A 24,684-nucleotide genomic window follows, 5' to 3' on the forward strand; every position below is an offset into this window, starting at 1 on the left:
TAGCTACCTGCGATCAATCGATTGGAACGAAAACCGCAAGCCGCCGAGCATGGGCGCACCGTTCAACAACAAAAACAAGGAACTGTCCATGCCCGCTCTCTTCCACAACCCTGTCGCCACCGTGTTCGGCAGTGGCAGCCTGGAACGCCTGCCCGCGCTCTGCCCGGGCAAAGTCGCACTGGTGACCTTCCCCGAAGCCGCGCAACTGGGCTTGGTCGAACGCGTGCGCGGCCTGCTCGGCGAGCGGCTGGTGTGCGTGATCGACGACGTCCAGCCCAACCCCGATGTCGCCTGGCTGCGCACGGTCCATGAGCGCTTCTGGCAGGTCAACGCCGAGTGCGACACCGTGCTTGCCTTGGGTGGCGGTAGCGCGATCGACACAGCCAAGGCGTTGATCGTGGGGACCGCCTCTGGGCGCTTCGACGAATTGCTGGAACTGCTGGCCAGTGGCAAACCGTTCACCCCTGCGCGCTGCAAGACCCTGGTCGCCGCGCCCACCACCGCCGGCACCGGAAGCGAAGTGACCCCTTGGGCGACTTTGTGGGATGCCGCGCAGCAGAAGAAATATTCCCTGCACCTGGCGTGCACCTGGCCCAAGGTGGCGCTGATCGACCCTGACCTGATGCTCAGCGTGCCTGCGGCGGTGACGGTTTCCACCGGACTGGATGCGCTGTCCCACGCACTGGAATCGATCTGGAACCACAACGCCAATCCGATTTCCGACACTTTCGCCATTTCGGCCATCGAAGACATCCTCGAATGCCTGCCGCGTCTTGAGCAGGATCTGGGCAACCGCGAACTTCGTGCGCGCATGGCGTTGGCTGCGCTCAAGGCCGGCATGGCCTTCTCCAACACCAAGACTGCCCTGGCCCATTCCATCTCCTACGAAATGACCCTGCGCCACGGTCTGCCTCACGGCATCGCCTGCTCCTTCACCCTGCCCTTGGTGCTGGGCCTTGCCTGGGGGCGCGACGCCGGACGTGACCAAGCCCTGAAGAAGGTGTTCGGCAATGACCTGGCCGATGCGCAGCATCAGCTGCGTGGGTTTCTTCACCGGCTGGGGGTCAAGACCGAGTTCGAGGACTACGGCGTGACGGATGCCGAGGCCGAAGCGATGATCGACTTCGCCATGCAGGGCGCACGCGGCCGTAACTTCATCGGCTCGCACGCCGCCTGATACGCGTCCAGACCCCGGTGGCCAGCGCCGCCGCCCTTTCCTGTTGCACCGAACAAGCGTGCCGCCCCGCCGTGCCTCACGGCGGCGCCTACGAACAAGAAGGAAAACCGTCATGAACCGTACACAAACCCTGTCTGGCCCATTGACCGGAACCTCGCCTTTTCGCGTCGCCCAATGGCGCATGCTGCTGGCGGCGATGTTCTGCTACCTGTTCTTCTACACCGGTCGCCAGACCTTTGGATTCGCCATCCCCGGCATCCAGGCCGAGTTCGGCCTGAGCAAGGAAACCCTCGGCTGGGCCTCCAGCGCCATGCTGTGGATGTACGCCATCGGTCAGGCGATCAATGGCAACCTCGCCGACAAGTTCGGCGGGCGCCGCATCATGACCCTGGGGGCCGTGCTGTCTTGCGGTGCAAACTGGGTCACCAGTTTTGCCGGAGGCTTGTTCAGCCTGGTCCTGCCCTGGGGCGTCAATGGCTACTTCCAGGCCTTGGGCTGGGCACCGGGAAGCCGCCTGCTGTCGAACTGGTGGGGCGCAGGAGAACGCGGCAAGGTCTATGGCTTCTACGTGTTCGCCGCAGGCTGCGCCTCGGTGCTGTCGTATGTGACCTCGGTGGTGGTCATCGATGTGCTGCACCTGGAGTGGCGGTGGATCTTCCGCCTGCCGGTGCTGCTGATGCTCGCCGGTGGCATCGTGTTCTACCTGGTGGCGCGCGAGCGGCCACAGGACATGGGCTTCGAGCCCTTGTCAGACACAGGTGTGGCCAATGCGGCGGACCGTGCGAACGAAGCCGACCACGCCGACCAGGAAACCTCCCGGCAACGCTACCTGGCCGTGCTGAAGAACCCGCGCCTGCTGGTGGCCGCTGTTTCGCTGGGCTTCCAGAACGCTGCGCGCTACGGGCTGATCGTCTGGGTGCCCGTGCACTTCTTGGGCGCCAACTGGCAGAAAGGTGACAGCTTCATCGATCCGAAGTGGATCACCGTCGCTCTGCCGGTAGGCATGGCTGTCGGGGCATTGAGCAACGGCTGGGTCTCGGACCGGCTGTTCGGCAGCAAGCGCTACCTGGCGATCATGCTCTACATGGTACTGGGCGCCCTGACCAGCCTGTGGATGTGGAGCCTGCCGGCGCACAGCGCGATGGGGTTGTTGGCGCTGTTCCTGTGCGGGTTCTTCGTCTACGGGCCGGCGTCGAGTTTCTGGGCGCTGTGCCCGGACCTTGTCGGCGCACGCCGGGCCGGCACCGCCACCGGCATCATGAATTTCTCGTCTTATCTGTTTGCAGGCCTGGCCGAACCCTTGATTGGACGTATGCTGGACACGACCGGCAACACGTCGTTGATCTTCATCGTCGTCACCACGGCCTGCGCCTGCAGTGCCCTGGTCGCCCTGTTCGTCCGGCGCTGAGGGTGTGAAGATGCCCGTCATTGCCCGCGCGCCCCTGACCGAGAGGCTCCATGTACCAGTACCACAAGTGGTTGCGTTCGTTTCATGCCGTTGCCCGGAGCGGGAGCTTCACCCAGGCCGCCACGCTGCTCAACATCGGCCAGCCGACCATCAGCGAGCAGGTCAGCGGCCTGGAAAAACGCTTCTCGGTGGAGCTGTTTCATCGTCGCGGTCGCTTCATCGAGCTCAGCCCTGCCGGACAGCAGTTGTACGAGATCACGCAAGGGTTGTTCGGCCAGGAGGACGAAGCCCTGCAGTTGCTGCAGAGCTTTGCCCAGCGCAAGCAGGGTATGTTGCGCATCGGCGCCGTCTCGCCGCCGATCGCCATGAGCCTGACCTATTCGTTGATGCAGCAGTATCCGGACATCGAGCTGGAAACCTCGTTCACCAGCGAAGCTGGCACGCTGGAGCGGCTGTACAACTTCGATATCGACGTGGCGATTCTCGCTCTGTCGGAATTCGACCATCGCCTGAGCACCCAGCTGTATCGCACCTGCCCGATCCTCGCGGTGGTGCGCGACGACCATCCGTGGGCCCAGCGCGAGCGGATCAGCGTCCAGGAGATCGCCGATCAGCGTGTGGTGTTGCGCGAGCCGGCATCGCGCACACGCCAGCTGGTGGAGGAAGGTTGCCAGGCGCACGGCGTGACACTCGACTGCGCGATGCAACTCAACAGCCGCGAGGCGATCGTGCATGCAGTGGTCCATGGCATCGGGATTGGCTTCGTCTCTGCGGTGGAGTATGCCGATCGCCCCGGCACGCGCTCGATCGCCTTCGCCGAAGACCCGTTCCACATCAGCTACTACCTGTGCTGTCTGGGCATTCGTCGCAACCGGCCGATCATCTGCGAGCTGTTCGACGCCAGCACCGCTCCCAACGCCCCGCACTGATGCTTCGCCTTGCCTGCCGCCCGCCGCGTGCGGGCTGGCTTCGTACGCCCTGAATTTCACTCACCGGAGAACACCATGAACTATCACACCCCCAGCAAACTGCAGGCTGTCGTGCTCGACTGGGCCGGCACCGTCGTCGATTTCGGCTCCTTCGCGCCGACCCAGATCTTCGTCGAGGCGTTCGCCGAATTCGGCGTCGAGGTCAGCCTGGAAGAAGCACGCGGCCCGATGGGCATGGGCAAGTGGGACCACATCCGCACCCTGTGCGACCTGCCGCAGATCGCCGAGCGCTATCACGCGGCCTTTGGCCGCTACCCCACCGACCAGGACGTGACGGCGATCTACAACCGCTTCATGCCGTTGCAGATCGAGAAGATCGCCGAGCATTCGGCGCTGATTCCAGGCGCCTTGGAAGCCATCATGCAACTGCGTGCGCAAGGCCTGAAGATCGGCTCGTGCTCCGGTTATCCGGCGGTGGTGATGGAAAAGGTCGTTGCCCTGGCCAAGACCAACGGCTATGAAGCCGACCATGTAGTGGCCACCGATGAAGTCCCCAATGGCCGCCCTCACCCGGCCCAGGCATTGGCCAACGTGATTGCGCTGGGCATCGAGGACGTCGCGGCATGCGTCAAGGTCGACGACACCTGGCCGGGCATTCTCGAGGGCCGGCGCGCCGGCATGTGGACTGTCGCCCTCACCTGCTCGGGCAATGCCTTGGGCTTGACCTACGCCCAGTACAAGGCCTTGCCGGCGGACCGGCTGGCGCAGGAGCGCCTGCGCATCGGTCGATTGTTCGAAGGCTCGCGTCCACATTATCTGATCGACACCATCGCCGAGCTGCCTGAGGTCATCGCCGACATCAATGCACGCCTGGCGAAGGGAGAGATGCCGCAAGGGCGGTGAACTCAAACGCCCCCAAGCACGCCCGCCTCGCGCGGGCTTGCTTGGAGTCCCGATCAACCAGGCGATAGCCACGGCATGAATTTACGTTATAAGATAACGTTTCATTCATACTGATTATCTCCTCGCCCATGACCAGTGCCACTCCCGCCCTTACCCAAACCACCCTGCGCCTGCAGAGCATCGATGCCCTGCGTGGCCTGGTGATCCTGTTCATGCTGCTCGACCACGTGCGCGAGACGTTCTTCCTGCATCACCAGGTCGGCGATCCGATGAACATCGACACGACCGAACCCGGCCTGTTCGCCAGCCGCACCCTGGCCCATCTGTGCGCACCGGTGTTCGTGCTGCTCACGGGGCTTTCGGCCTGGCTCTACGGCGAAAAGCACCAGGGCCAAGGCGCTGCGGCGGTGTTCTTGTTCAAGCGAGGGCTGTTCCTGGTGGCGCTCGAGTTCACCCTGGTCAACTTCGCCTGGACCTTCCAACTGCCGCCGAGCGTGATCTACCTGCAAGTGATCTGGGCCATCGGCCTGAGCATGATCGCCCTGTCGCTGCTGGTATGGCTGCCGCGGCCTGCGCTGGTGGCGCTGGGCCTGGTGATCGTCGCCGGGCACAACCTGCTCGATGGCCTGCACTTCGGGCCAGAGTCGGCCCTGCACGTGCCGTGGGCGATCCTGCATGACCGTGGTTGGCTGGTGGTCTCCGAGGACTTGCGTCTGCGCACTTCATATCCTGTGCTGCCGTGGATCGGCGTGATCGCCCTGGGCTATGGCTTGGGCCCATGGTTCGGCCGTGGCAGCGATGCCCGTGAGCGCCAGCAGCGACTGCTGCTCACAGGTGCCGCTGCCCTGCTCGGCTTCGCCGTGCTGCGTATGATCAATGGCTACGGCGAGGCGCCCTGGAGTGGCTACCCCACCGCCACGCAGACGCTGATGAGTGTCTTCAACATCACCAAGTACCCACCATCGCTGCTGTTCCTGGCATTGACCCTGGGCATCGGCCTGCTGGTGCTGCGTGGCTTCGAACGCGCGGGCAGCGCCCGTTGGATCAGTACGTTGGCGGTGTTCGGCGCCGCGCCGATGTTCTTCTACCTGCTGCACCTGTATGTGTTGAAGCTGCTGTACCTCGCTTGCGTCGCGCTGTTTGGGCTGAACCAGGGTGACTACTTCGGCTTCGACGGCATCGGCGCGGTTTGGCTGGTCGCCCCGCTGTTGGCCATTGCGCTGTACCTGCCGGTGCGCAGCTTCGCCCGCCTCAAGGCGCGGCGACGTGACATTGCCTGGCTCAAGTATTTGTAGAAGTCACAGCGATGACCCTGTTCAATCGCATCGCCCTGCTGCTGCCGCTGGCAGGCGCCTCGTCTGCGGCAATGGCCGACGCCGCGCAATCGCACGCCGAAGGGTTCCTCGACGGCAGCACCTGGATCGTGCTCAACCGCAGCGTGCTCGACCAGCGCGACTATCGCCATGGCTCACGCAACAGCAGTGCCCGCAACGCCTTCAAGCCGCGCCGCGAACGCAGCGACCAGGCCGGAGAATGGGCCTACGGCCTGATGGGTAGTCTTCAGTCCGGTTTCACCCAAGGGCGAGTCGGTGTCGGCCTGGACGCGCACGCCTACCTCGGCGTGCAACTCGACAGCGGTGGCGGCCGCGCCGGCAAGGCGCGCTTGCTCGCGCTGGACAACGACGGCCATCCGAAAACGCAATACGGCCGTGGCGGTGCGGCGGTGAAACTGCGTTTCTCCAACACTGTGTTGTCGTATGGCGAACAACGGATCAAGACGCCCGTGTTCAGTTCATCCGACAGCCGCCTGCTGCCTGAGACCGCCACCGGGTGGTTTCTCGACAGTAAAGAGATCCCGACGCTCAGGCTGGTCGCAGGTCACTTCAACGAAAACACCGACCGCAATGCGTCGAGCCACGACCAAGGCTTCGTGGTGAACTACACCAATGCCCGTCAAGGCAACACGTTCGACCTGGCCGGCATGGTGTGGGCTCCCAATGCCCGGGTCAGCGCCAGCCTCTATACCTCGCGCTACGAAGACACCTGGAACCAGCACTACTTCGGCAGCACCTTGAGCCATGCTCTGGATGATCGACGCAGCCTGGGCCTGGACCTGAACCTGTACCGCACCACCGATACCGCAGACGCCTTGTCAGGCCGTATCAACAACACCACCTGGAGCCTGGTGTCCCGCTACAGCGACGGCCCGCATACGTTCAGCCTCGGCTGGCAACAGGTCGATGGGAGCACCCCGTTCGACTACGTGACCCGGGGTGCGATCTACCTCGGCAATGCGGTGCAGTTGTCCGACTTCAACGCACCGAACGAAAAATCCTGGCAGGCGCGGTATGACCTGGACCTGGGCCCCTACGGCGTGCCCGGCTTGGACCTGACGGCGTTGTATGTGCGCGGGTTCGATATCGACGGCACCCATGCCGACCCGGACGGCGGCTACGCCTACCTCGGCTACGGCAAAGGCGGCAAGCATTGGGAGCGGGACCTACAGGTGCGGTATGTGGTGCAGAGCGGCAATGCCAAGGGCATGGTGTTTTCGCTGCGGCACAACGTGCACCGGGGCAACGCCGCACAGGCAGAACTGGATGCCGACCAGATACGCCTGGCGGTGGAATATCCGATAGGAGGGAAGCTCTAGGCGCTGGACGAGCCCTCAGTTGAACACCCAGAGCACGCGGGTCGGCTTGTCCGTCAGGTTGGCATAACGGAAACGCGCGTGAGGTTGGAGCTGGAAACTGTCATTGGGGTGGAGCGTCACCGGATCGCCGTCATCCAGCCAGACAGTCAGTTCGCCTTCGAGCACGAAACAGCCCTGCTCCGAACTGTCGTCCAGATACTCTTCCCCGCTCGAGGCCCCAGGTTCGAGGTGGCTGTCGAGCATCGAGAAACCACCGGCGATGGTGGGCGACACGAGCACATCGGTAATCCCCCCTCCCAGATGTAGCGTACGGCGCTCATCCGGTCGCGTGACCCAGTCGAGCGCGCGGGGTTTTTCCAGGCTATAGAAGTAGGCCGTCGAGACCCCCAGCGTCTCGCTGATCGCCGTCAGGTCCGCCACGGTTGGGCGTGACACGCCCCGCTCGACCTGGGATAGAAAGCCCACCGAACGACCGATGCGTTGCGCGAGTTCGCCCAGAGTCAAGCCCTTGAACTTGCGCAGATCGCGAATGAGTATGGCGAGCCCTTCAATTTCTTCGTGCACTTTCATCGTGTGGTCTTGGCGGTGGGAGCGATGGTGTCGACGGAGGGTATTGGAGTGGGCCGTGCAAGGCAAGATCAAGGATCGAAGGGGACGGACTGGGCGGGCACAATGCCTGAAGAGCACCTCGGCAGGGAGCCTGCCGAGGTGCCGCAGGCTTACTGGACAGCCTGGTAAGTCAGGTCCAGGCACTTGCGGGCCTTTTCCACCAGCTCGTCGATCTCTTCGGTGCTGATCACCAGAGGTGGTGCGATGATCATGGTGTCGCCCACGGCGCGCATGATCAAGCCATTGTCGAAGCAGTGCTGGCGGCAGATCATGCCGATGCCCTTGCCTTCGTAGCGGGCCCGTGTGGCCTTGTCCTTGACCAGCTCGATCGCGCCGAGCATGCCCAGGCCACGCACTTCACCCACCAGCGGGTGATCGGCCAGCTCACGCAGACGTTTTTGCAAGTACGGTGCAGTGACGTCACGCACCTGCTCGATGATCTTCTCGTCGCGCAGGATACGCAGGTTTTCCAGGCCCACCGCCGCTGCCACCGGGTGGCCGGAATAGGTAAAGCCATGGTTGAAGTCGCCGCCTTCGCTGATCACTTTGGCCACGTCGTCCCGCACGATCACACCGCCCATGGGGATGTAGCCGGAGGTCAGGCCCTTGGCGATAGTCATCAGGTCGGGCTTGAGGTCGTAGTAGTCGGTGCCGAACCACTGACCGGTACGGCCAAAGCCACAGATCACTTCGTCAGCCACGAACAGGATGTCGTACTTGGCCAGGATCTGCTTGATCTTCGGCCAGTAGGTCTGCGGCGCAATGATCACGCCGCCTGCGCCCTGGATCGGCTCGGCGATGAAGGCGGCGACATTGTCCTCGCCTACTTCCAGGATCTTCTTCTCCAGTTGTTCAGCCGCCCACACGCCGAACTCGGCCTCGGACATGTCGCCGCCTTCACCGAACCAGTACGGCTGGGGGATATGCACGATATCCGGCAGCGAACCGCCCTGCTGGTGCATGCCGCTCATGCCGCCCAGGCCGGCACCCGCCACGGTGGAGCCGTGGTAACCGTTGATGCGGCCGATGATGACCTTCTTGTCCTTCTTGCCCTTGATCGCCCAGTAATGGCGAACCATGCGCAGCACGGTGTCGTTGCCTTCGGAGCCGGAGCCGGTGAAGAACACATGGTTCATGCCCTGCGGGGCCACATCGGCGATTGCTTTGGCCAGCTCCAGCGCCGGCGGGTGCGCGGTCTGGAAGAACAGGTTGTAGTACGGCAGTTCTTTCATCTGCCGGGCAGCTACGTCGGCCAGTTCGTCACGACCGTAGCCGACGGCCACGCACCACAGGCCCGCCATGCCGTCGAGGATCTTGTGGCCTTCGCTGTCCCAAAGATAAACGCCCTTGGCCGAGGTGATGATGCGCGGGCCTTTCTCGGCCAGTTGCTTGACGTCGCTGAACGGCGCCAGATGATGGTCTCGGCTCATGGCTTGCCAGGCAAGCGTCTGGGAATTCTTTTCACTCATTTATTACTCTCCTTAACGAGGCGCAGCCGGGCTGCGTAATAACATTCAACGTTTCAATAGCGTTCACGGCTCAGGCGGTTTTCAACATCAACTGACGCAATACCGAGCGTTGCCGGCAGGCTTTGCCAAAGGTCTGGAAGATCGTCAGGTAATGCGGGTTTTCAAGTACCCGGAACTCCGGATGCCACTGAACGGCCAGGGCAAAGCTCTTGCTGCCTTCAACCGAGATCGCTTCCACAAGCCCATCCGGTGCCAACGCCTCCACCCTCAGCCCCGGCGCCAGCACATCGATGCCCTGGCCATGGATGGAGTTGACGTCGATGACCGCGGGCAAGCCCATACGGTCCATCAGGCCGCCTGGCTGGATATGCATTGCGTGGCGCGGGCCATACTGCTGGTCCACAGGCTCGTCCTTGCCTTCGCGGTGATCCATGAACAGACCGGTCTCATGGACCTTCTGGTGCAGGGTGCCCCCGAGCGCCACATTCATTTCCTGGAAACCCCGGCAGATGCCGAGCACCGGCACACCAGCGGCGATGGCCGCACGCATCAGCGGCAACGTCGTGGCATCGCGCAACGGATCGTGATGGGTGCCCGGCTCACTGGCCGGGCCGTTGTAGTGGAATGGTTCGATGTTGGACGGCGAGCCGGTGAAGATCAGCCCATCCACTGTGTCGACGATGTCGGCGGTATCCATCAGTTCACCGAGACTGGGAATCACGATGGGCAAGCCACACGCCGCCTTGGCCGCGGCGCGCGCATACTTCTCACTGATCGTCTGGGTCGCATGCTGTTCAATCATGCGAGTGCATGCAGTGATGCCGATAACGGGCACGCGTGGCATATCATCCTCCGGCAAATCAATATTGCGAGTTATTCAAACTGATTAAGAAAGTGGGGCGCAGTTGGGTGAAACGGATGCTCACAAGAACCAGCGATATTCACGCGCGTTGATGGCGTTCATGAAATCCAGTTGTTCCTGGCGTTTGTTTTCGCAATAGACCATCACGAACTCACTGCCCAGCCCCTCGTTGACCACCGGATGGTTGCGCATCGCAGCCACCGCGCTCAGGGCATCCTTGGGGAAATCGATACCGCTCGTGCGATCGTCATTGAGCGGTGCGATGGGCTCCACGCCGCGATCAAGGCCATGCTCCATGCCAGTGAGAATGGCCGCCAGCACCAGGTACGGGTTGGCATCGGCGCCGGCCAGGCGGTGTTCGATGCGCAGGTTGCGTGGATCGGACTCGGGAATGCGAATGCACGCATCCCGGTCCTCGAAGCCCCAGCTGGCCACACTCGCGGCGTTGACCATGGCGCCGTAGCGGCGGTAGGCGTTGTGATTAGGGGCGAAGATCGGCATGCAGTGGGGCAGCAGCTCCAGGCAACCGGCGACGGCATGGCGCAGGTTGCGTTGTCCGTAACCGGCCAACAGGTTGTTGCCGGCCTCATCGTAGAGACTGACATGCACATGCATGCCGCTGCCCGGTGCGTCCAGGTAAGGTTTGCTCATGAAGCTGGCGCGATAGCCATGTTTCATGGCGACACCGCGCGTACTGCGGCAGAACAAGGCTGACCAGTCCGCCGCGCTCAGCGCGTCGTCACTGTGGGAGAAGTTGATCTCGAACTGGCCAGGGCCCAGTTCCGCGGTGATGACGTTCGCCGGCACACCCTGCTCGTTGGCGACATCCACCATCTCATGCAGCACGGACGAGAACCGCGACAGCCGTTCGATGTGCATGTTCGGCTGGTCGTCCTGGTCGCCGGTAGCGACATCGCGTGGGTACTGCGGCAGGCCGTCCTTGAGCGCGCGGTCGAACAGGTAGAACTCAAGCTCAAAGGCAACCACCGGGCGAATGCCACGACTGGCCAGACGTCGCAGCACCCGGGCCAGCACTTCGCGGGGCTCGAACTCGATGGGCTTGGCGGTGCCATCGGAGGTGATCATCATCTGGGCGATCGCCTCCTTTTCCCAGCGCACCGGTTTCAGGGTGCCAGGCACCAGGCGCCGCGGTGCATCCGGGTCACCATCGGCAAAGCAATAGTCGCCAATCTTGTAGAGGCCACCCTGGGTCCCCAGCAACACACAGTTCTGCGGCAACTTCAAAGGCGCGCCTGCAGCCACTTTCTCCAGCATGTCCATGGGGTAGCGCTTGCCATAGAAATGCCCGGGAATATCCAGCGCAATCAGGTCGACGTAACGCACGTCTGGGTGTTGGGCGCGAAAAGCGCGCACTTCAGTCAGCAGATCCGGAAAGATGACACTCATCTTCTTGTCCTTGTGAGGTGAAACGAATTCAGTTGAAGACCCAGAGCACGCGGGTGAGCCTGTCCGTGAGGTTGGCGTAACGCAAACGCGCATGAGGTTGCAGCTGGAAGCTGTCGTTGGCGTGCAGGGTCACGGCATCGCCGTCGTCCAGCCAGACCGTCAGTTCGCCTTCGAGCACAAAGCAGCCCTGCTCCGAGCGATCACTCAGGTGTTCGGGGCCACTGCTCGCACCAGGCTCGAGGCGGCTGTCGAGCATCGAGAAGGCGCCCGAGATCGTCGGTGAGGCCAGCACATCGGTGATACCCGAACCGAAGTACAACGTGCGCCGCTCATGAGGGCGGGTCACCCAGCTGACGGCGCGGGGCTTGCTCAGGTTGTAGAAATACGCGGTCGAGACGCCGAGTGTTTCGCTGATGGCGGTGAGGTCGGCCACGGTCGGGCGCGAAACACCCCGTTCAACTTGGGAAAGAAAACCAACCGAACGGTCGATGCGTTCAGCCAGCTCGCCCAGCGTCAGATTCTTGAACTTGCGCAGGTCATGAATGAGGATCGCCAAGGCTTCAACTTCTTCGTCCATCTTCATCGCTCAGAGGCAGCCGTGAAATTATTGGATTTATTTTTCATGAAAAAATACATGAAAAATTTCACGCGTCAAGCCAGGCGCAGCAAACGGCTGCCACCCATAGCCAGGGATTCAGATGAGGTCGGGGACGTCAGGCGCGCGGCCATCGTAGGCTTCGCCAGCGCCTACAAGAGAGGACCAAGCTTTCGCCGGGGAGACTGAGGCCAGCTCCTATCCAGTGAGGCGGTTTTACACTGGGGACGCTGCGCCAGGGTTCGTGGACGCTGGCGCAGCCTGTGATCGAGTGCGAAGCACTCGCCTGCTGTTTGGCTACAAGATGTCGGATTCGCGTTCGATGATCTGCGTGATGATCGGCACCGGCGTCATCAAATGCTCCAGCATCATCTTGCTGGCCTTGGCGGCATCGCGCCCCAGGATGGTACTGACCAGCTCGGCGTGCTCTTCGCGCTTGAGCCGCAACGCCGCTTCGGACAACACCGTGCGCTTGAGCCAGATCTGCCGGTAGCGTTCGGCCTGATCCTGCAGGAAGGCACGCGCCTGCAGGAGGCTCTTGGAGCCGCAACCACTGGCAATGGCATTGTGGAAAGCTTTGTGCCGGGCATCCCAGATATCGACCATTTCCTGCGGACTGTGCAACTCGACCACCTTCGACAGTGTGTGCGAACACGCCACGATGGACGCCTCCCAGGCTTCATCGCCCTTCTCTACCGCCAACCCCACGATCAAGGCCTCCAGGTGAGCCCGGGCGGTGTAGACATCGAGCATCTCGTCCAACGACATCGGTGCCACCCGGTAGCCCTTCTGGTTGATCGCGCTGACCAACCGCTCCGCCACAAGCCGCGCCAACACCTCGCGCATCGGCCCCACACCGACGGCGTAACGGTCTTTCAAGGCGCTCATCAAGAGTTTTTCACCGGGGCGGAAGACGCCACGGAGAATGTCGGATTTCAAGCGCGAATAGGCAGCATCTGATGCGGTTTCAGCGAGGTCTGTGTGGTCCATCCAGAGGGCTCTCTTGCTAGGCGCACCTATCATACCGGACTCCGTTCAGACACGCAGATCGTGTACAAAACACAATAATTACGACGATATTTAAAAATGTAGACATTTTTTAATTTCGGCGATATTTTTGCCCCACGACCTGACCCGTCCTCTCAACCGCCCGGTTAACAAGGAGTCGCCATGAACGCCCTCACCCACATCGATATGCCTGTCCTCGAGCAACCTGCCCTGCTGCACGGTTTCACCTTGCAGTCGACCTCCCAGTCCGAGCGCCTGTTGGAACTGCGCTTTGCCAAGGAGACCGTCGACGCCTTCGTCGCCGCGGTCGCCCAATGGCCGGTCCAGGCCTTGGAGTACAAATCGTTCCTGCGTTTCCAGTTCGGCAAGATCCTCGATGACCTGTGCCAGGGCACTTTGCGCCCGGTCATCGTCAACACCCTGCTCGATCGCAGCACTGGCGGCCTGCTGGTCACCCCTGAGGGCCTGGACAACGTCTCCCAGGCTGAAGACATGGTGAAACTCTCTACCGCTGTGGCCCATCTGCTGGGCCGATCGAATTTCGATGCCATGAGCGGCCAGTTCTACGCGCGCTTCGTGGTCGAGAACGTCGATAACTCCGACAGCTACCTGCGCCAGCCACACCGGGTGATGGAGCTGCACAACGACGGCACCTTCGTGAACCAGATCACCGACTATGTATTGATGATGAAAATCGACGAGCAGAACATGGAAGGCGGCAATTCCCTGTTGCTGCACCTGGACGACTGGGCTGACCTGGACCGTTTCTACAAGCACCCGCTCGCCCGTCGGGTGATGCGCTGGACCGCGCCACCGAGCAAGAACACCCGGGAGGATGTATTCCATGCCGTGTTCGATACCGACTCGGTGGGTCGCCCGACCATGCGCTACATCGACCAGTTCGTGCAGCCAGAGAACTACGAGGAAGGCACCTGGCTGTTCCAGTTGGGCGAGTCACTCGAAGGCAGTGCGCACAAGGTGTCGATTCCGGTTCCGGTCGGCTCGTTCCTGCTGATCAACAACCTGTTCTGGCTGCACGGCCGTGACCGCTTCGTCGCTCACCCGGGCCTGCGCCGCGAGTTGATGCGTCAGCGCGGCTACTTCAGCTTCCCGAAAATGGAACACCACCGGGGCCAGACCTCCAACTGATGCTCAGCATGGCCTCGGCACCTGTGGGCCGGGGCCATCTGCAAGGAACAGACTCATGTACGATTTCGTGATCATCGGCGGCGGTATCGTCGGCATGTCGACAGCGATGCAGCTGGCTGACCAGTACCCCGAGGCGCGCCTGCTGCTGCTCGAGAAAGAGAGCAGCCCAGCCCAGCACCAGACCGGCCACAACAGTGGTGTGATCCATGCGGGTGTCTACTACACGCCCGGCAGCCTGAAAGCAAAGTTCTGCCTTGAAGGCAACAAGGCCACCAAACGCTTCTGCGATGAGCACGCCATCCCCTACGACAACTGCGGAAAACTGCTCGTCGCCACCAACGAGCTGGAGATGCAGCGTATGCGCGCCCTGTGGGAGCGCACTGCGGCCAATGGCCTGGAGCGTCACTGGCTGTCGGCCGGCGAACTTCGCGAACGCGAGCCCAACATCGTCGGCCTGGGCGGGATCTTCGTGCCCTCCAGCGCCATCGTGAACTACGCTGCGGTGACCGCTCAGATGGCCAAGCAGTTCGAGAAAAAAGGCGGCACCCTGCAGTTCGATACCGAAGTCACCGGGCTGGTCGAACAGGCAGACTCGATCGTCGTCCAGACCGACCGGGGCACTTACACGACCCGCTACCTGGTGTCGTGCTCGGGCCTGATGGCTGACCGAGTCGTACGCATGCTCGGTGTCGAGCCAGGTTTTACCATCTGCCCGTTCCGTGGCGAGTATTACCTGCTGCCACCGGAGCACAACCGGATCGTCAATCACCTGATCTACCCGATCCCGGACCCGTCCATGCCGTTCCTGGGTGTACACCTGACCCGGATGATCGATGGCACCGTCACCGTCGGGCCGAATGCAGTGCTGGCCATGAAGCGCGAGGGCTATCGCAAATCCGATGTCTCCCTGAGCGACCTGGGCAACATGCTGGGGCACCGTGGTATCCGCAAAGTGCTCAAGGACAATCTTCGCCCAGGGCTGATCGAGATGAAGAACTCGCTGTTCAAGGGGGCCTACCTCAAGACCGTGCAAAAGTACTGCCCGAGCCTCGAGAAGAAACACCTCAAGCCCTACCCGGCCGGCGTGCGCGCCCAGGCGGTGTCCAATGACGGGAAGCTCATCGATGACTTCCTGTTCGTCAACACCGCCCGTAGCGTCAACGTCTGCAATGCGCCTTCCCCGGCGGCCACCTCAGCCATTCCGATCGGGGCCTACATAGTGTCCAAGGTCCAGGAAATCGTCGGCGATGAATTCAAGAAAACGTCCGTGCCGGCACTTCAGGCCCAAGCCATCTGAACATAGGCTGTTGCCTTCGCAAGGTGGTGCGACCTTCCACTGGCTGGCAAGGCTGACCCAGGGCCACCGACTCGAGCTGCTCGCCCTGGCCAGTCTATTGATCGCCGTTTTCATGCTTTGATCCCCGCCGGGCTGCCTGCTGGAAGCAATGATTCAGCAGGCAGTCATCTGACGTATTCTTCATAATATCTGTCAGACACTCCGACATAAGCAGTGTTATATTTCGCCAATTGGACCACCTGGTTACTTCTTGACCGCTAGGTTAGCCACCCGTGGCAGTGTCAGTCTGCTTGATGTGTGGCACAGGGCCGGGAGTGCCCGTTGCGAATCCCCCACGCATTCGCGACCCGCAAGAGAAATCGGAATTCCCATCAGGTATCTATGTGAAGCGTGACATCCACCTCGTCGTTCTGCTGCTGTCGATCATCGGTTGTTCGCTCGCATCGTTGACACTGTGGAAGGTCATGGCCTCTCGCGAGCGGGCACTGGAAGACATCAATACCCACGCCTTGAACCTCACCCAGGCACTGTCCACCTATTCTGAGGGCATCGTGCGACAGAGCTCGCTGCTGTTGCTCGGCCTCATCGAGCGGCTGGAAACCGAAGGCAGCGGGCCTTCGCAGATCGAACGCCTGAGCCAGCTGGTGAGCCGTCAGCACCCGTTGATGCCGCAGTTGAGCGGCATCACCATCTATGACAAGGATGGCCGCGGGCTCATGTCCTCCAACAGCCCCATGCCCGTCGGTGCCAACAGCAGCGACCGCGCCTACTTCATCCATCACCGCGACGATCCTTCCCGCGAGCCGTTCATCGGCCTTCCTATCCGCAGCCGCACCAACCAGGAATGGGTCATCACCATCAGCCGCCGCTTCAACGACGCCCATGGCGATTTCGCCGGCGTCGTTGCCGTGACGCTGGGCGTGGAGAACTTCCTGCACCTGTTCGGACAGCTGGATGTGGGCCAGGACGGCGCCATCGGGCTGTCGTACACCGACGGGGCGATACTGGTGCGTTACCCGTTTCGTGAACAGGACATGGGGCGCAACTTCTCCAAATCGCCCATCTATGCCAAGTACCTCGTCGATCAGTCAGTGGGCACGGCCTCGTTCACCTCCAGCCTGGACGGCGTGGAGCGCCTGTATGCATTTCGCAAGAGCGACACCCTCCCCCTGGTGACAACCGTCGCCCTGGGCAAACGCGAGGCGCTCGCGGCCTGGCGCTTCGAGGCGCAACTGTCGGCGTTGGTGGTCTGCGGTCTGCTCGCCCTCACCGGCGCCATCGGCTGGCTGCTGATTCGCGCCATGGGCCGACGGATCGCCGCAGAGCGTGAACTCAGAGAGACCCAACAACAGTTGCTCGACAGCAATCAACAGCTCGAACGCCAGGCGATGCTCGATGCTCTGACCGGACTCGCCAACCGACGCCGCTTCGACGAGGTGCTGGACGAGGAGATTCGAAGAGCCCGTCGAAGTGGGACGCCATTGTCCCTGCTGATGATCGATATCGACCACTTCAAACGCTACAACGACACCTACGGCCATCCGGCCGGCGATGCCTGCCTGCAGCGAATCGCCGGCCTGCTCACCGGCTGCATCCGTCGCCCGTGCGACCTGCTGGCACGTTACGGAGGCGAAGAAATGACAGTGGTCCTGCCCGACACCGACTGCGACGGTGCCGTCGTCGTGGCGCGGCTGATGCTGGAGTGCCTGGCCATGGCGTCCATCGCCCACCAAGGCAGCCCTTTTGGCCAGGTGACCGCCAGTATCGGCATCGCCTGCGCGGCCGGTGCCTCCCTCAACAGCAGCCAATCGCTGCTCGAACGCGCCGACCAGGCGCTCTATACCGCCAAGCAGGCGGGCCGCAATCGCCTGCATGTCGCCACGACGACCGGTATTTCCTTACCCGCTGGATCCTGAATCGAGCATGACACTCTCCAACCCCTCACTCCTCATCTGGACCGTGGCCGCCCTGGCCACCTGTGGCGTCATCCTGCGCCCCTGGCGCATCCCTGAATACGTCTGGGCCATGGGAGGCGCGCTGCTGCTGACAGGCCTGGGGCTGATTCCATTGCACCGTGCCATGGCCGCTATCGCCGAAGGCGGTGATGTCTATCTGTTTCTCATCGGCATGATGGTATTGGCCGAACTGGCACGACAGGAAGGTTTGTTCGACTGGCTCGCCCGGTACGCGGTGGGCCACGCCCGTGGCTCCGGGCAGCGGTTGTTCGACTTGGTGTTCTTGGTAGGCACGCTGGTTACCGTGTTCCTCTCCAACGATGCGACTGCCGTGGTGCTGACCCCGGCGGTCTACGCCGCCTGCCGGGCGGCCAAGGCCGAACCGCTGCCGTACCTGTTCATCTGCGCGTTCATCGCCAACGCCGCCAGCTTCGTGTTACCGATTTCCAACCCCGCCAACCTGGTCGTATTCGGCAGCCAGATGCCGCCGCTGCTGGAATGGCTCAGGCAGTTCACTTTGCCGTCGCTGGCGGCCATCGGCCTGACCTACGCGGTCCTGCGGATCACCCAGCGTCGGCAGATTCGCCAACCCTTGGCCTTGGAAATCGACCCGCAGCCCTTGTCCCAAGGGGCCAGGCTGAGCGCCGTGGGGATTGTGCTGACCGGTACCCTGTTGCTGACGGCGTCGGCACTGGACATGCCCTTGGGCCTGCCCACCTTTTGCGCAGGTCTGGCCACCACCGGGCTGATCCACCTGCGTCAGCGACGTAGCCCGATGCCGGTGCTCAGGCACGTGGCCTGGGGCGTGCTGCCGCTGGTGGCAGGTTTGTTCGTGCTCGTCGAAGCCGTGGCCCAGACCGGCGTCATCGACCGGCTGGCTCAGGCCCTGGCGGCACGGGCCCAGGTCTCGCCCACCCAGGCCAGCTGGGCCGCAGGCGTGGGTGTCGCCCTTGCCAGCAACCTGATGAACAACCTGCCCACCGGGCTGATCGCCGGGGCCATGGGGCATCTGGTCGAGTTACCCGGACAGACGACGGCCGCACTGCTGATTGGTGTAGACCTGGGCCCTAACCTGTCGATCACAGGCTGCCTGGCGACCTTGCTATGGCTGGTGGCAATCCGTCGCGAAGGCGAGCATGTCAGTGCCTGGCGCTTCCTGCGCCTGGGCTTGCTGGTGATGCCGCCAGCGCTGACTGCTGCATTGTTGGCATTGATGCTCTGAGCGCAAAACCAGGGCACTTAGCTCGACCTTGAGCAAGATCCTGATGCTGCCCGCCAACACCTGACAGATCTGTAATGTTGCACTCAGTTTTCTGACAGCGCTGCCTGCCTATCGTAAGCCTGGAAAGTGCGAGTGCTCTCGGGACCCAGGACGCTGACCCGATAGCCCGTACATCAGCCACTATATGACTGACTGGACGCAACGGCATGCAAAGCAAAACCACAAGACGATCCTTCGTCAAAGGCCTGGCCGCGACCGGACTACTGGGTGGATTGGGCATGTGGCGCACACCGGTCTGGGCCGTGACCAGCCCTGGCCAACCCAGCGTGCTGACGGGCACCGAGTTCGATCTGTATATCGCAGACCTGCCGGTCAACTTCACCGGTGCCGCGCGTACGGCCATGGCCATCAACGGCTCGCTGCCAGGCCCCATTCTTCGCTGGCGCGAGGGCGACACCGTCACGCTGCGTGTGCGCAACCGCTTGAAGCAGGACACCTCTATCCATTGGCACGGCATTATCCTTCCGGCGAACATGGACGGGGTGCCTGGGCTGAGCTTTCACGGCATCGCCCCCGACGGGATATACGAGTACAGGTTCAAGGTCCAGCAGAACGGTACCTACTGGTACCACAGTCACTCTGGCCTTCAGGAACAGGTCGGGGTGTATGGCGCGCTGGTCATCGATGCCAAGGAGCCCGAGCCATTCACCTATGATCGCGATTACGTGGTCATGCTCAGCGACTGGACCGATGAGGATCCTGCCCGGGTTCTGTCCAAGCTCAAGAAACAGTCCGACTACTACAACTTCCACAAGCGCACCGTTGGCGACTTCGTCGACGATGTCAGCGAAATGGGCTGGTCGGCGGCCATGGCCGATCGCAAGATGTGGGCCCAGATGAAGATGAGCCCCACCGACCTCGCCGACGTCAGTGGCTATACCTACACCTATCTGATGAATGGCCAGGCCCCCGATGGAAACTGGACCGGCCTTTTCAAACCCGGCGAGAAAATTCGGCTGCGCTTCATCAACGGCTCGGCCATGACTTATTTCGATGTACGAATCCCCGGCTTGAAGATGACTGTCGTCGCAGCGGATGGTCAGCATGTCGATCCCGTCTCGGTCGATGAATTCCGAATCGCCGTGGCGGAAACCTACGATGTCATCGTCGAGCCCGAGGACGCGCAGGCGTACACCATTTTCGCTCAGTCCATGGACCGTACCGGGTATTCCAGGGGCACCTTGGCAGTACGCGAAGGCCTGCAGGCGCCCGTCCCCGCGGTCGATCCACGCCCGCTCATCTCGATGAGCGACATGGGTATGGATCACGGCAGCATGACTGGCATGGACCACAGCCAGATGGCTGGAATGGACCACGGCAGCATGGCGGGTATGGACCACAGCCAGATGGCCGGGATGGATCACGGCAGCATGGCTGGCATGGACGGTGCCATGCAGACCCATCCTGCGTCGGAAACCAACAACCCTCTGGTCGACATGCAGACCATGACCCCGACGCCCAAGCTCAATGATCCTGGAATTGGCCTGCGCAAAAACGGCCGCCGTGTGCTGACCTACGCGGACCTGCGAAGCACCTTCGCTGACCCGGACGGCCGTGAGCCGGGGCGGACCGTGAAACTGCACCTGACCGGTCACATGGAAAAGTTCGCCTGGTCCTTCGACGGCATCAAGTTCTCCGATGCCGAGCCGCTGCGCCTGAAGTATGGCGAGCGTCTTCGCATCACGCTGGTCAACGACACCATGATGACTCACCCCATCCACCTGCATGGCATGTGGAGCGATCTGGAGGATGAACACGGCAACTTCATGGTCCGAAAACATACGATCGATATCCCCCCAGGCTCCAAACGAAGCTACCGCGTGACGGCGGATGCCTTGGGTCGTTGGGCCTATCACTGCCACCTGCTGTTCCACATGGAAATGGGCATGTTCCGAGAAGTTCGTGTGGACGAATGAACTGGAGATCTGAAATGAGCAAAACCATGAAACGAAACGCCTATGTCTTCTCTGCCGCATTGGCAGGCCTGCTGGCGGTCTACACGCCGTCCTCGTGGTCCAGCGATGATCATGAGCAACACGTTCAGAAATCTACCCAGGCTGCCGGCCAGCCCGATGCCATGAAGGGGATGGACCACGGCTCGATGAAAGGCATGGATCACAGCAAGATGAAAGGCATGGACCATGACGCGATGAAGGGCATGGATCACGGCAAGATGAAGGGCATGGATCACCGCAAGATGATGGAATCCCAGGGCGGCGACAAAGCCAAGGCAGGGAAAGATGACCAATAGGCGGGTGCGACCCTCGCTCATGGCATTGGCCATTTCCCTCGGCACACTGGGCGGGACGCCGAGCTTCGCGGCTGAAAAAATGGAGCACTCGTCGATGGACCACGGCGCCATGCAGGGCATGGACCACGGCAAGATGGGTCATGGCAGCATGGAGGGGATGGACCACGGTGCCATGGATCATTCAATGATGAACCCTGGCACCGACGATGCCCCCCGAACGACCAGTCGAACGCCCATTCCGATCCTCACGGACGCCGATCGCAAGGCCGCGTTTCCCCCGCTGGACGGTCACAAGATGCATGACAGCGCGATCAACAGCTTCTTCTTGCTCGATCAGCTGGAATATCAGGACGCGGACGAAGGCAGTGCGCTGGCCTGGGATGCCTCGGGATGGGTGGGGGGCGATATCAATCGGTTGTGGATCCGCTCCGAAGGCGAACGGACCAACGGGGTGACCGAGGATGCCGAGTTGCAATTGCTCTATGGCCGCGCCCTCGGCCCTTGGTGGGACGTGGTGGCCGGGGTTCGCCAGGACTTCAAGCCCGAATCACCGCAGACCTGGGCAGCGTTTGGTGTGCAGGGCATGGCGCTTTACGACTTCGAAGCCGAAGCCACTGCGTTCATTGGCGAGAATGGTCAGACAGCCGCGCGTCTTGAGGGCGAGTACGACATTCTGTTGACCAATCGCCTGATCCTACAGCCCATCGCCGAGGCCAACTTCTATGGCAAGAACGATCCTGCGCGCGGCGTCGGTTCGGGCCTTGCCAACACCGAAGTCGGCCTACGTCTTCGTTATGAAATCGTTCGTCAATTCGCGCCGTACATCGGCGTTACCTGGAGCCGCTCCTACGGCAAGACCGCTGACCTGATTCGCGACGAAGACGGGGATGTGGAAGAGGCGCGCTTCGTTGCCGGGATTCGGATGTGGTTCTGAGACCTTGAATGAAAAGAACAATGACAACGCTCGTGGTCGCAGGCGCGGTAGCGAGTGCCGCCGTGTTGGGCGCCGCCTACTCGGGCCTGGTCAACGTGGGCGCCGATGATCCCCACTTCCCCGCCGTGCATGCCTTCCTGGTCATGGCCCGGGAGCGCTCCATCGAAGTGCGCGCCAGGGATATCGAGGTGCCGAACCTCAAGGATGAAGCACTGATCCGCACGGGAGCGGGCAACTACAACGCCATGTGCGTCGGGTGCCACCTCGCCCCTGGGGTTGACCAGACCGAACTCAGCCAAGCGCTCTACCCCCCGCCTCCGAACCTGGCCAAGATCGGGACCGGTGATCATCCCGCCGTGGCGTTCTGGACCATCAAGCATGGCATCAAGGCCACAGGCATGCCGGCATGGGGCAAGAGCATGGGGGATCAGTACATCTGGGGGATCGTCGCCTTCCTCGATCGACTGCCCCAGATGGACGCTCAGCAGTATCAGGCGATGGTGGCGAGCAGTGGCGGCCACCAGCACAGCGGTGGTGAGAGTGCGATGCACAGCGCTGGAGGCCACCACGGTCAGGGTACGGAGCAATCGAAGGCGCATCATCCACCCTCCGACTCAGCACACAGCTCAGGTCACCACGATGGGCATGGCGGGGCCGAAACGGACGTCGCCCAGCCCGCCACACCTTCGCCAACGACGCATGTCCACCGAGATGGAAAAGAGCACACCCACGGAAACTGAAGGGTCACTGGCGGGAGGGGTCGCTGTGCCCCTACCCGTTTTGCGCAGGGTTAAAGTTTTAACTTCACGCTCGCGAAAGTCGACTCGCTTTGTGCTTGGTCGAGCGAACTTTTAGTGGTGTCGTCTGGCCCCTTTGTCTCGTCGTCATCCAGCAGCAGCTTTTGCGAAGTATTGGAGGTAGCTCTTTCGTTTTTCGGTGGCGCTCCGAAGTATTCCCGGTAGCACTTGGAAAAGTGCGGCGTGGAGACAAAGCCCACCACGGAAGCCACCTCGATGATCGACATGTGCGTTTGCTTGAGTAATTGACGCGCCCGGACAAGACGCAACCGCAGATAATAACGAGAGGGGGTGCAGTTCAGGTTTTTCTGAAACAATCGTTCAAGTTGGCGCCGTGAAATATTCACATATTTGGCCAGCTCATCCAGATCAATCAACTCCTCCAGATTGGCCTCCATCAGCGCGACGATTTCCTGCAACTTCGGCTGATTGGTGCCGAGCATATGCTTGAGCGGCACACGCTGATGGTCCTGCTCATTACGAATACGCTCATACACGAACATTTCTGAAATGGCCGCCGAGAGTTCTCGACCGTGCTCGCGACTGATCAGGTGCAGCATCATGTCCAAGGGGGCTGTGCCTCCCGAACTGGTGAAGCGGTTGCGATCCAGGCTGAACAAGCGGGTACTCATGTTGACCCGCGGAAAGGCTTCCTGCATCGCGCCCAGGCACTCCCAATGCACGCTGCAATCGAAACCGTCGAGCAACCCGGCGCAGGCAAGCGCCCAACTGCCGGTGCATACCCCGCCCAAGCGCCGCGACTTGCGCGCCTGGGCCTGTAGCCAAGTGATATGTTCACGGGTGACGGTGCGTTGAATGCCGACGCCACCGCAGACAATCACGGTATCCATCGGCGGCGCGTTGTGCATGGCGGCGTCGGGGACAATCTGCAAGCCATCGCTGGCCCAGACTTGGCCACCATCGACGGTCAGGGTGTGCCAACGGTAGAGCTCGCGTCCAGAAAGCTGGTTGGCCATGCGCAGCGGTTCGACGGCGGACGCCAGGGAGATCAGCGTGAAACTGTCCAGCAAAAGAAAGCCGATGGACTGGGGAGGAAAGCCGTTTTGAGCAGGCTTTCCGTCCTTTTGCGACGACATACAGATACCTCTTCGACATGCAGGCGAGCACCCATCAAGGGCTACTTTTAATAATTCTCGAAATAATCGATATATTAAAATTTGTTTTTTTAGTTATTTGAAAATTGCAACGTTAATCCTGCGGTCGCAAAGACGCCGTGTTTGTTTTTTTGAACCACCGTTCAATAATATCGCATAGCAAGCTCACTTAGCCTGAGCCCCAAAACAGTGCAGAGGTCAACTTGAAAGAAGCGTTCGCTGGCGATGGCACGATTTGGCCATCACTGTATACGATGTATTAGCCTGATGGCGGGGCGTTAAACAGCTAGTTACTCTTACTTTCTAGAGGGTCAATGTACGTGCTCGGTTTAAATGGCACGTGATCTGCTTACGCCATGTTTTTGCCCATGTGCGACCTGCCGCGTGTTGCCGGGCGGGAAAGGTTTCGGCTCTCTGCGCTGCGTAAAGAAGCAAATGTGGGGAACAAGCAGACGCTCAGCGTACGCGAGCGGATGACGGCAACTCCGAACAGGCTGCCTTCAGGCGGGATCTACAAAAAATCTGCAAACGAAAAAAGGGCGACCCTTTCGGATCGCCCTTTTCGTGCCCGGAAACCCGGGGCTTTTGTTTGGTAGGCACAATTGGACTCGAACCAACGACCCCCACCATGTCAAGGTGGTGCTCTAACCAACTGAGCTATGTGCCTGTCGTGTGGCGCGCATATTAAGGGGGCGCCCCCCAGCTGTAAAGCGCTTTTTTCAAAAAAATCAAAAACTTTGCCATCGGTGCCAGGCCAGGGGCGAAGACCGCGCCCCAAGGGCACGCTCCTATCGCCGTAGCACTCCCGCCAACACAGGCGAATGTTGTCGCTTTCCATCAAGAGCGCCTGTTGCCCCTCCCCTAGATTAACTTCCGAGCAAGCC

The 24,684-nt window shown here is 61.5% G+C and carries 21 protein-coding genes and 1 tRNA gene; 14 read left to right on the forward strand and 8 right to left on the reverse strand.

Annotated features, from left to right (window positions below; genetic code table 11):
* The first annotated feature begins 88 nt into the window (after positions 1 to 88).
* The 6 genes from psrA to R6G97_RS14665 all read left to right on the forward strand — a co-directional run bounded on the left by psrA (position 89) and on the right by R6G97_RS14665 (position 7,070).
* A complete protein-coding gene (gene psrA, locus R6G97_RS14640) occupies positions 89 to 1,177 on the forward strand; it encodes an iron-containing alcohol dehydrogenase PsrA (protein WP_090344861.1) in 1,089 nt (362 codons plus the stop codon).
* Positions 1,178 to 1,289: 112 nt separating this feature from the next.
* Positions 1,290 to 2,585, forward strand: a complete 1,296-nt coding sequence (locus R6G97_RS14645; protein ID WP_317847152.1) for an MFS transporter — start codon at positions 1,290 to 1,292, stop codon at positions 2,583 to 2,585.
* A 50-nt stretch (positions 2,586 to 2,635) separates the two neighbouring features.
* Positions 2,636 to 3,514 (forward strand): LysR substrate-binding domain-containing protein, encoded by an 879-nt coding sequence (locus R6G97_RS14650; protein WP_070571198.1) that lies wholly within the window; start codon positions 2,636 to 2,638, stop codon positions 3,512 to 3,514.
* A gap of 75 nt (positions 3,515 to 3,589) precedes the next feature.
* Positions 3,590 to 4,417: a phosphonoacetaldehyde hydrolase gene (gene phnX, locus R6G97_RS14655; RefSeq protein WP_102081495.1), complete on the forward strand. Its 828-nt coding sequence runs from the start codon at positions 3,590 to 3,592 to the stop codon at positions 4,415 to 4,417.
* A gap of 128 nt (positions 4,418 to 4,545) precedes the next feature.
* Positions 4,546 to 5,712 carry a DUF1624 domain-containing protein gene (locus tag R6G97_RS14660; RefSeq protein WP_317847153.1) on the forward strand — a complete coding sequence of 389 codons (1,167 nt, stop codon included), beginning with the start codon at positions 4,546 to 4,548 and terminating at the stop codon, positions 5,710 to 5,712.
* An 11-nt stretch (positions 5,713 to 5,723) separates the two neighbouring features.
* Positions 5,724 to 7,070 carry an OprD family porin gene (locus R6G97_RS14665; protein WP_317847154.1) on the forward strand — a complete coding sequence of 449 codons (1,347 nt, stop codon included), beginning with the start codon at positions 5,724 to 5,726 and terminating at the stop codon, positions 7,068 to 7,070.
* Between the two features lie 15 nt (positions 7,071 to 7,085).
* Here the strand turns inward: R6G97_RS14665 and R6G97_RS14670 are convergent, their stop codons facing one another.
* From R6G97_RS14670 to csiR, 6 genes are all read right to left on the reverse strand, one after another.
* Positions 7,086 to 7,640, reverse strand: coding sequence for a helix-turn-helix domain-containing protein (locus R6G97_RS14670; protein ID WP_043208966.1), 555 nt, complete (start codon positions 7,638 to 7,640; stop codon positions 7,086 to 7,088).
* A 149-nt stretch (positions 7,641 to 7,789) separates the two neighbouring features.
* Complete coding sequence (locus R6G97_RS14675) at positions 7,790 to 9,148, reverse strand: aspartate aminotransferase family protein (RefSeq protein ID WP_043208969.1); 1,359 nt, start codon at positions 9,146 to 9,148, stop codon at positions 7,790 to 7,792.
* A gap of 70 nt (positions 9,149 to 9,218) precedes the next feature.
* Positions 9,219 to 9,992: a gamma-glutamyl-gamma-aminobutyrate hydrolase family protein gene (locus R6G97_RS14680; RefSeq protein ID WP_043208971.1), complete on the reverse strand. Its 774-nt coding sequence runs from the start codon at positions 9,990 to 9,992 to the stop codon at positions 9,219 to 9,221.
* 78 nt (positions 9,993 to 10,070) lie between these two features.
* The gene (locus R6G97_RS14685) at positions 10,071 to 11,417 is read right to left on the reverse strand and encodes a glutamine synthetase family protein (RefSeq protein ID WP_090344672.1); all 1,347 of its coding nucleotides are present in this window, start codon (positions 11,415 to 11,417) and stop codon (positions 10,071 to 10,073) included.
* A gap of 28 nt (positions 11,418 to 11,445) precedes the next feature.
* Positions 11,446 to 12,000 (reverse strand): helix-turn-helix domain-containing protein, encoded by a 555-nt coding sequence (locus R6G97_RS14690; RefSeq protein ID WP_043208973.1) that lies wholly within the window; start codon positions 11,998 to 12,000, stop codon positions 11,446 to 11,448.
* Positions 12,001 to 12,309: 309 nt separating this feature from the next.
* On the reverse strand, positions 12,310 to 13,002 hold the full coding sequence (gene csiR / locus R6G97_RS14695) for a DNA-binding transcriptional regulator CsiR (protein WP_043208975.1): 693 nt from the start codon (positions 13,000 to 13,002) through the stop codon (positions 12,310 to 12,312).
* 180 nt (positions 13,003 to 13,182) lie between these two features.
* Between csiR and glaH the strand changes: the two genes are divergently transcribed.
* The 8 genes from glaH (at position 13,183) to R6G97_RS14735 (ending at position 22,628) form a co-directional block, all read left to right on the forward strand.
* A complete protein-coding gene (gene glaH, locus R6G97_RS14700) occupies positions 13,183 to 14,169 on the forward strand; it encodes a glutarate dioxygenase GlaH (RefSeq protein ID WP_043208977.1) in 987 nt (328 codons plus the stop codon).
* 55 nt (positions 14,170 to 14,224) lie between these two features.
* Positions 14,225 to 15,466 carry an L-2-hydroxyglutarate oxidase gene (gene lhgO / locus R6G97_RS14705; protein ID WP_317847155.1) on the forward strand — a complete coding sequence of 414 codons (1,242 nt, stop codon included), beginning with the start codon at positions 14,225 to 14,227 and terminating at the stop codon, positions 15,464 to 15,466.
* Positions 15,467 to 15,849: 383 nt separating this feature from the next.
* Positions 15,850 to 17,382 carry a sensor domain-containing diguanylate cyclase gene (locus R6G97_RS14710; protein WP_102081491.1) on the forward strand — a complete coding sequence of 511 codons (1,533 nt, stop codon included), beginning with the start codon at positions 15,850 to 15,852 and terminating at the stop codon, positions 17,380 to 17,382.
* A gap of 7 nt (positions 17,383 to 17,389) precedes the next feature.
* Positions 17,390 to 18,643, forward strand: coding sequence for an arsenic transporter (locus R6G97_RS14715; RefSeq protein ID WP_317847156.1), 1,254 nt, complete (start codon positions 17,390 to 17,392; stop codon positions 18,641 to 18,643).
* A gap of 206 nt (positions 18,644 to 18,849) precedes the next feature.
* Positions 18,850 to 20,619 (forward strand): copper resistance system multicopper oxidase, encoded by a 1,770-nt coding sequence (locus R6G97_RS14720; RefSeq protein WP_317847157.1) that lies wholly within the window; start codon positions 18,850 to 18,852, stop codon positions 20,617 to 20,619.
* Between the two features lie 14 nt (positions 20,620 to 20,633).
* Complete coding sequence (locus tag R6G97_RS14725; protein WP_043208987.1) at positions 20,634 to 20,954, forward strand: hypothetical protein; 321 nt, start codon at positions 20,634 to 20,636, stop codon at positions 20,952 to 20,954.
* The gene (locus R6G97_RS14730) at positions 20,944 to 21,888 is read left to right on the forward strand and encodes a copper resistance protein B (RefSeq protein WP_102081489.1); all 945 of its coding nucleotides are present in this window, start codon (positions 20,944 to 20,946) and stop codon (positions 21,886 to 21,888) included. The genes R6G97_RS14725 and R6G97_RS14730 overlap by 11 nt, the downstream gene beginning before the upstream one ends.
* Before the next feature lie 8 nt (positions 21,889 to 21,896).
* Positions 21,897 to 22,628 (forward strand): c-type cytochrome, encoded by a 732-nt coding sequence (locus tag R6G97_RS14735; protein WP_090344651.1) that lies wholly within the window; start codon positions 21,897 to 21,899, stop codon positions 22,626 to 22,628.
* Between the two features lie 50 nt (positions 22,629 to 22,678).
* Here the strand turns inward: R6G97_RS14735 and R6G97_RS14740 are convergent, their stop codons facing one another.
* Together R6G97_RS14740 and R6G97_RS14745 are read right to left on the reverse strand one after the other, a co-directional pair.
* Positions 22,679 to 23,782 (reverse strand): GlxA family transcriptional regulator, encoded by a 1,104-nt coding sequence (locus R6G97_RS14740; protein WP_043208990.1) that lies wholly within the window; start codon positions 23,780 to 23,782, stop codon positions 22,679 to 22,681.
* A 608-nt stretch (positions 23,783 to 24,390) separates the two neighbouring features.
* Positions 24,391 to 24,467 (reverse strand) — tRNA-Val (locus tag R6G97_RS14745).
* Positions 24,468 to 24,684 lie beyond the last annotated feature (217 nt).

The organism is Pseudomonas sp. HTZ2, from assembly GCF_033173945.1.
Taxonomy (GTDB): domain Bacteria; phylum Pseudomonadota; class Gammaproteobacteria; order Pseudomonadales; family Pseudomonadaceae; genus Aquipseudomonas; species Aquipseudomonas guariconensis.

Coding starts and splice junctions, on each gene's coding strand:
- psrA (WP_090344861.1), top strand. CDS start 89: ATGCCCGCTCTCTTCCACAACCCTGTCGCCACCGTGTTCGGCAGTGGC.
- R6G97_RS14645 (WP_317847152.1), top strand. CDS start 1,290: ATGAACCGTACACAAACCCTGTCTGGCCCATTGACCGGAACCTCGCCT.
- R6G97_RS14650 (WP_070571198.1), top strand. CDS start 2,636: ATGTACCAGTACCACAAGTGGTTGCGTTCGTTTCATGCCGTTGCCCGG.
- phnX (WP_102081495.1), top strand. CDS start 3,590: ATGAACTATCACACCCCCAGCAAACTGCAGGCTGTCGTGCTCGACTGG.
- R6G97_RS14660 (WP_317847153.1), top strand. CDS start 4,546: ATGACCAGTGCCACTCCCGCCCTTACCCAAACCACCCTGCGCCTGCAG.
- R6G97_RS14665 (WP_317847154.1), top strand. CDS start 5,724: ATGACCCTGTTCAATCGCATCGCCCTGCTGCTGCCGCTGGCAGGCGCC.
- R6G97_RS14670 (WP_043208966.1), bottom strand. CDS start 7,640: ATGAAAGTGCACGAAGAAATTGAAGGGCTCGCCATACTCATTCGCGAT.
- R6G97_RS14675 (WP_043208969.1), bottom strand. CDS start 9,148: ATGAGTGAAAAGAATTCCCAGACGCTTGCCTGGCAAGCCATGAGCCGA.
- R6G97_RS14680 (WP_043208971.1), bottom strand. CDS start 9,992: ATGCCACGCGTGCCCGTTATCGGCATCACTGCATGCACTCGCATGATT.
- R6G97_RS14685 (WP_090344672.1), bottom strand. CDS start 11,417: ATGAGTGTCATCTTTCCGGATCTGCTGACTGAAGTGCGCGCTTTTCGC.
- R6G97_RS14690 (WP_043208973.1), bottom strand. CDS start 12,000: ATGAAGATGGACGAAGAAGTTGAAGCCTTGGCGATCCTCATTCATGAC.
- csiR (WP_043208975.1), bottom strand. CDS start 13,002: ATGGACCACACAGACCTCGCTGAAACCGCATCAGATGCTGCCTATTCG.
- glaH (WP_043208977.1), top strand. CDS start 13,183: ATGAACGCCCTCACCCACATCGATATGCCTGTCCTCGAGCAACCTGCC.
- lhgO (WP_317847155.1), top strand. CDS start 14,225: ATGTACGATTTCGTGATCATCGGCGGCGGTATCGTCGGCATGTCGACA.
- R6G97_RS14715 (WP_317847156.1), top strand. CDS start 17,390: ATGACACTCTCCAACCCCTCACTCCTCATCTGGACCGTGGCCGCCCTG.
- R6G97_RS14720 (WP_317847157.1), top strand. CDS start 18,850: ATGCAAAGCAAAACCACAAGACGATCCTTCGTCAAAGGCCTGGCCGCG.
- R6G97_RS14725 (WP_043208987.1), top strand. CDS start 20,634: ATGAGCAAAACCATGAAACGAAACGCCTATGTCTTCTCTGCCGCATTG.
- R6G97_RS14730 (WP_102081489.1), top strand. CDS start 20,944: ATGACCAATAGGCGGGTGCGACCCTCGCTCATGGCATTGGCCATTTCC.
- R6G97_RS14735 (WP_090344651.1), top strand. CDS start 21,897: ATGAAAAGAACAATGACAACGCTCGTGGTCGCAGGCGCGGTAGCGAGT.
- R6G97_RS14740 (WP_043208990.1), bottom strand. CDS start 23,782: ATGTCGTCGCAAAAGGACGGAAAGCCTGCTCAAAACGGCTTTCCTCCC.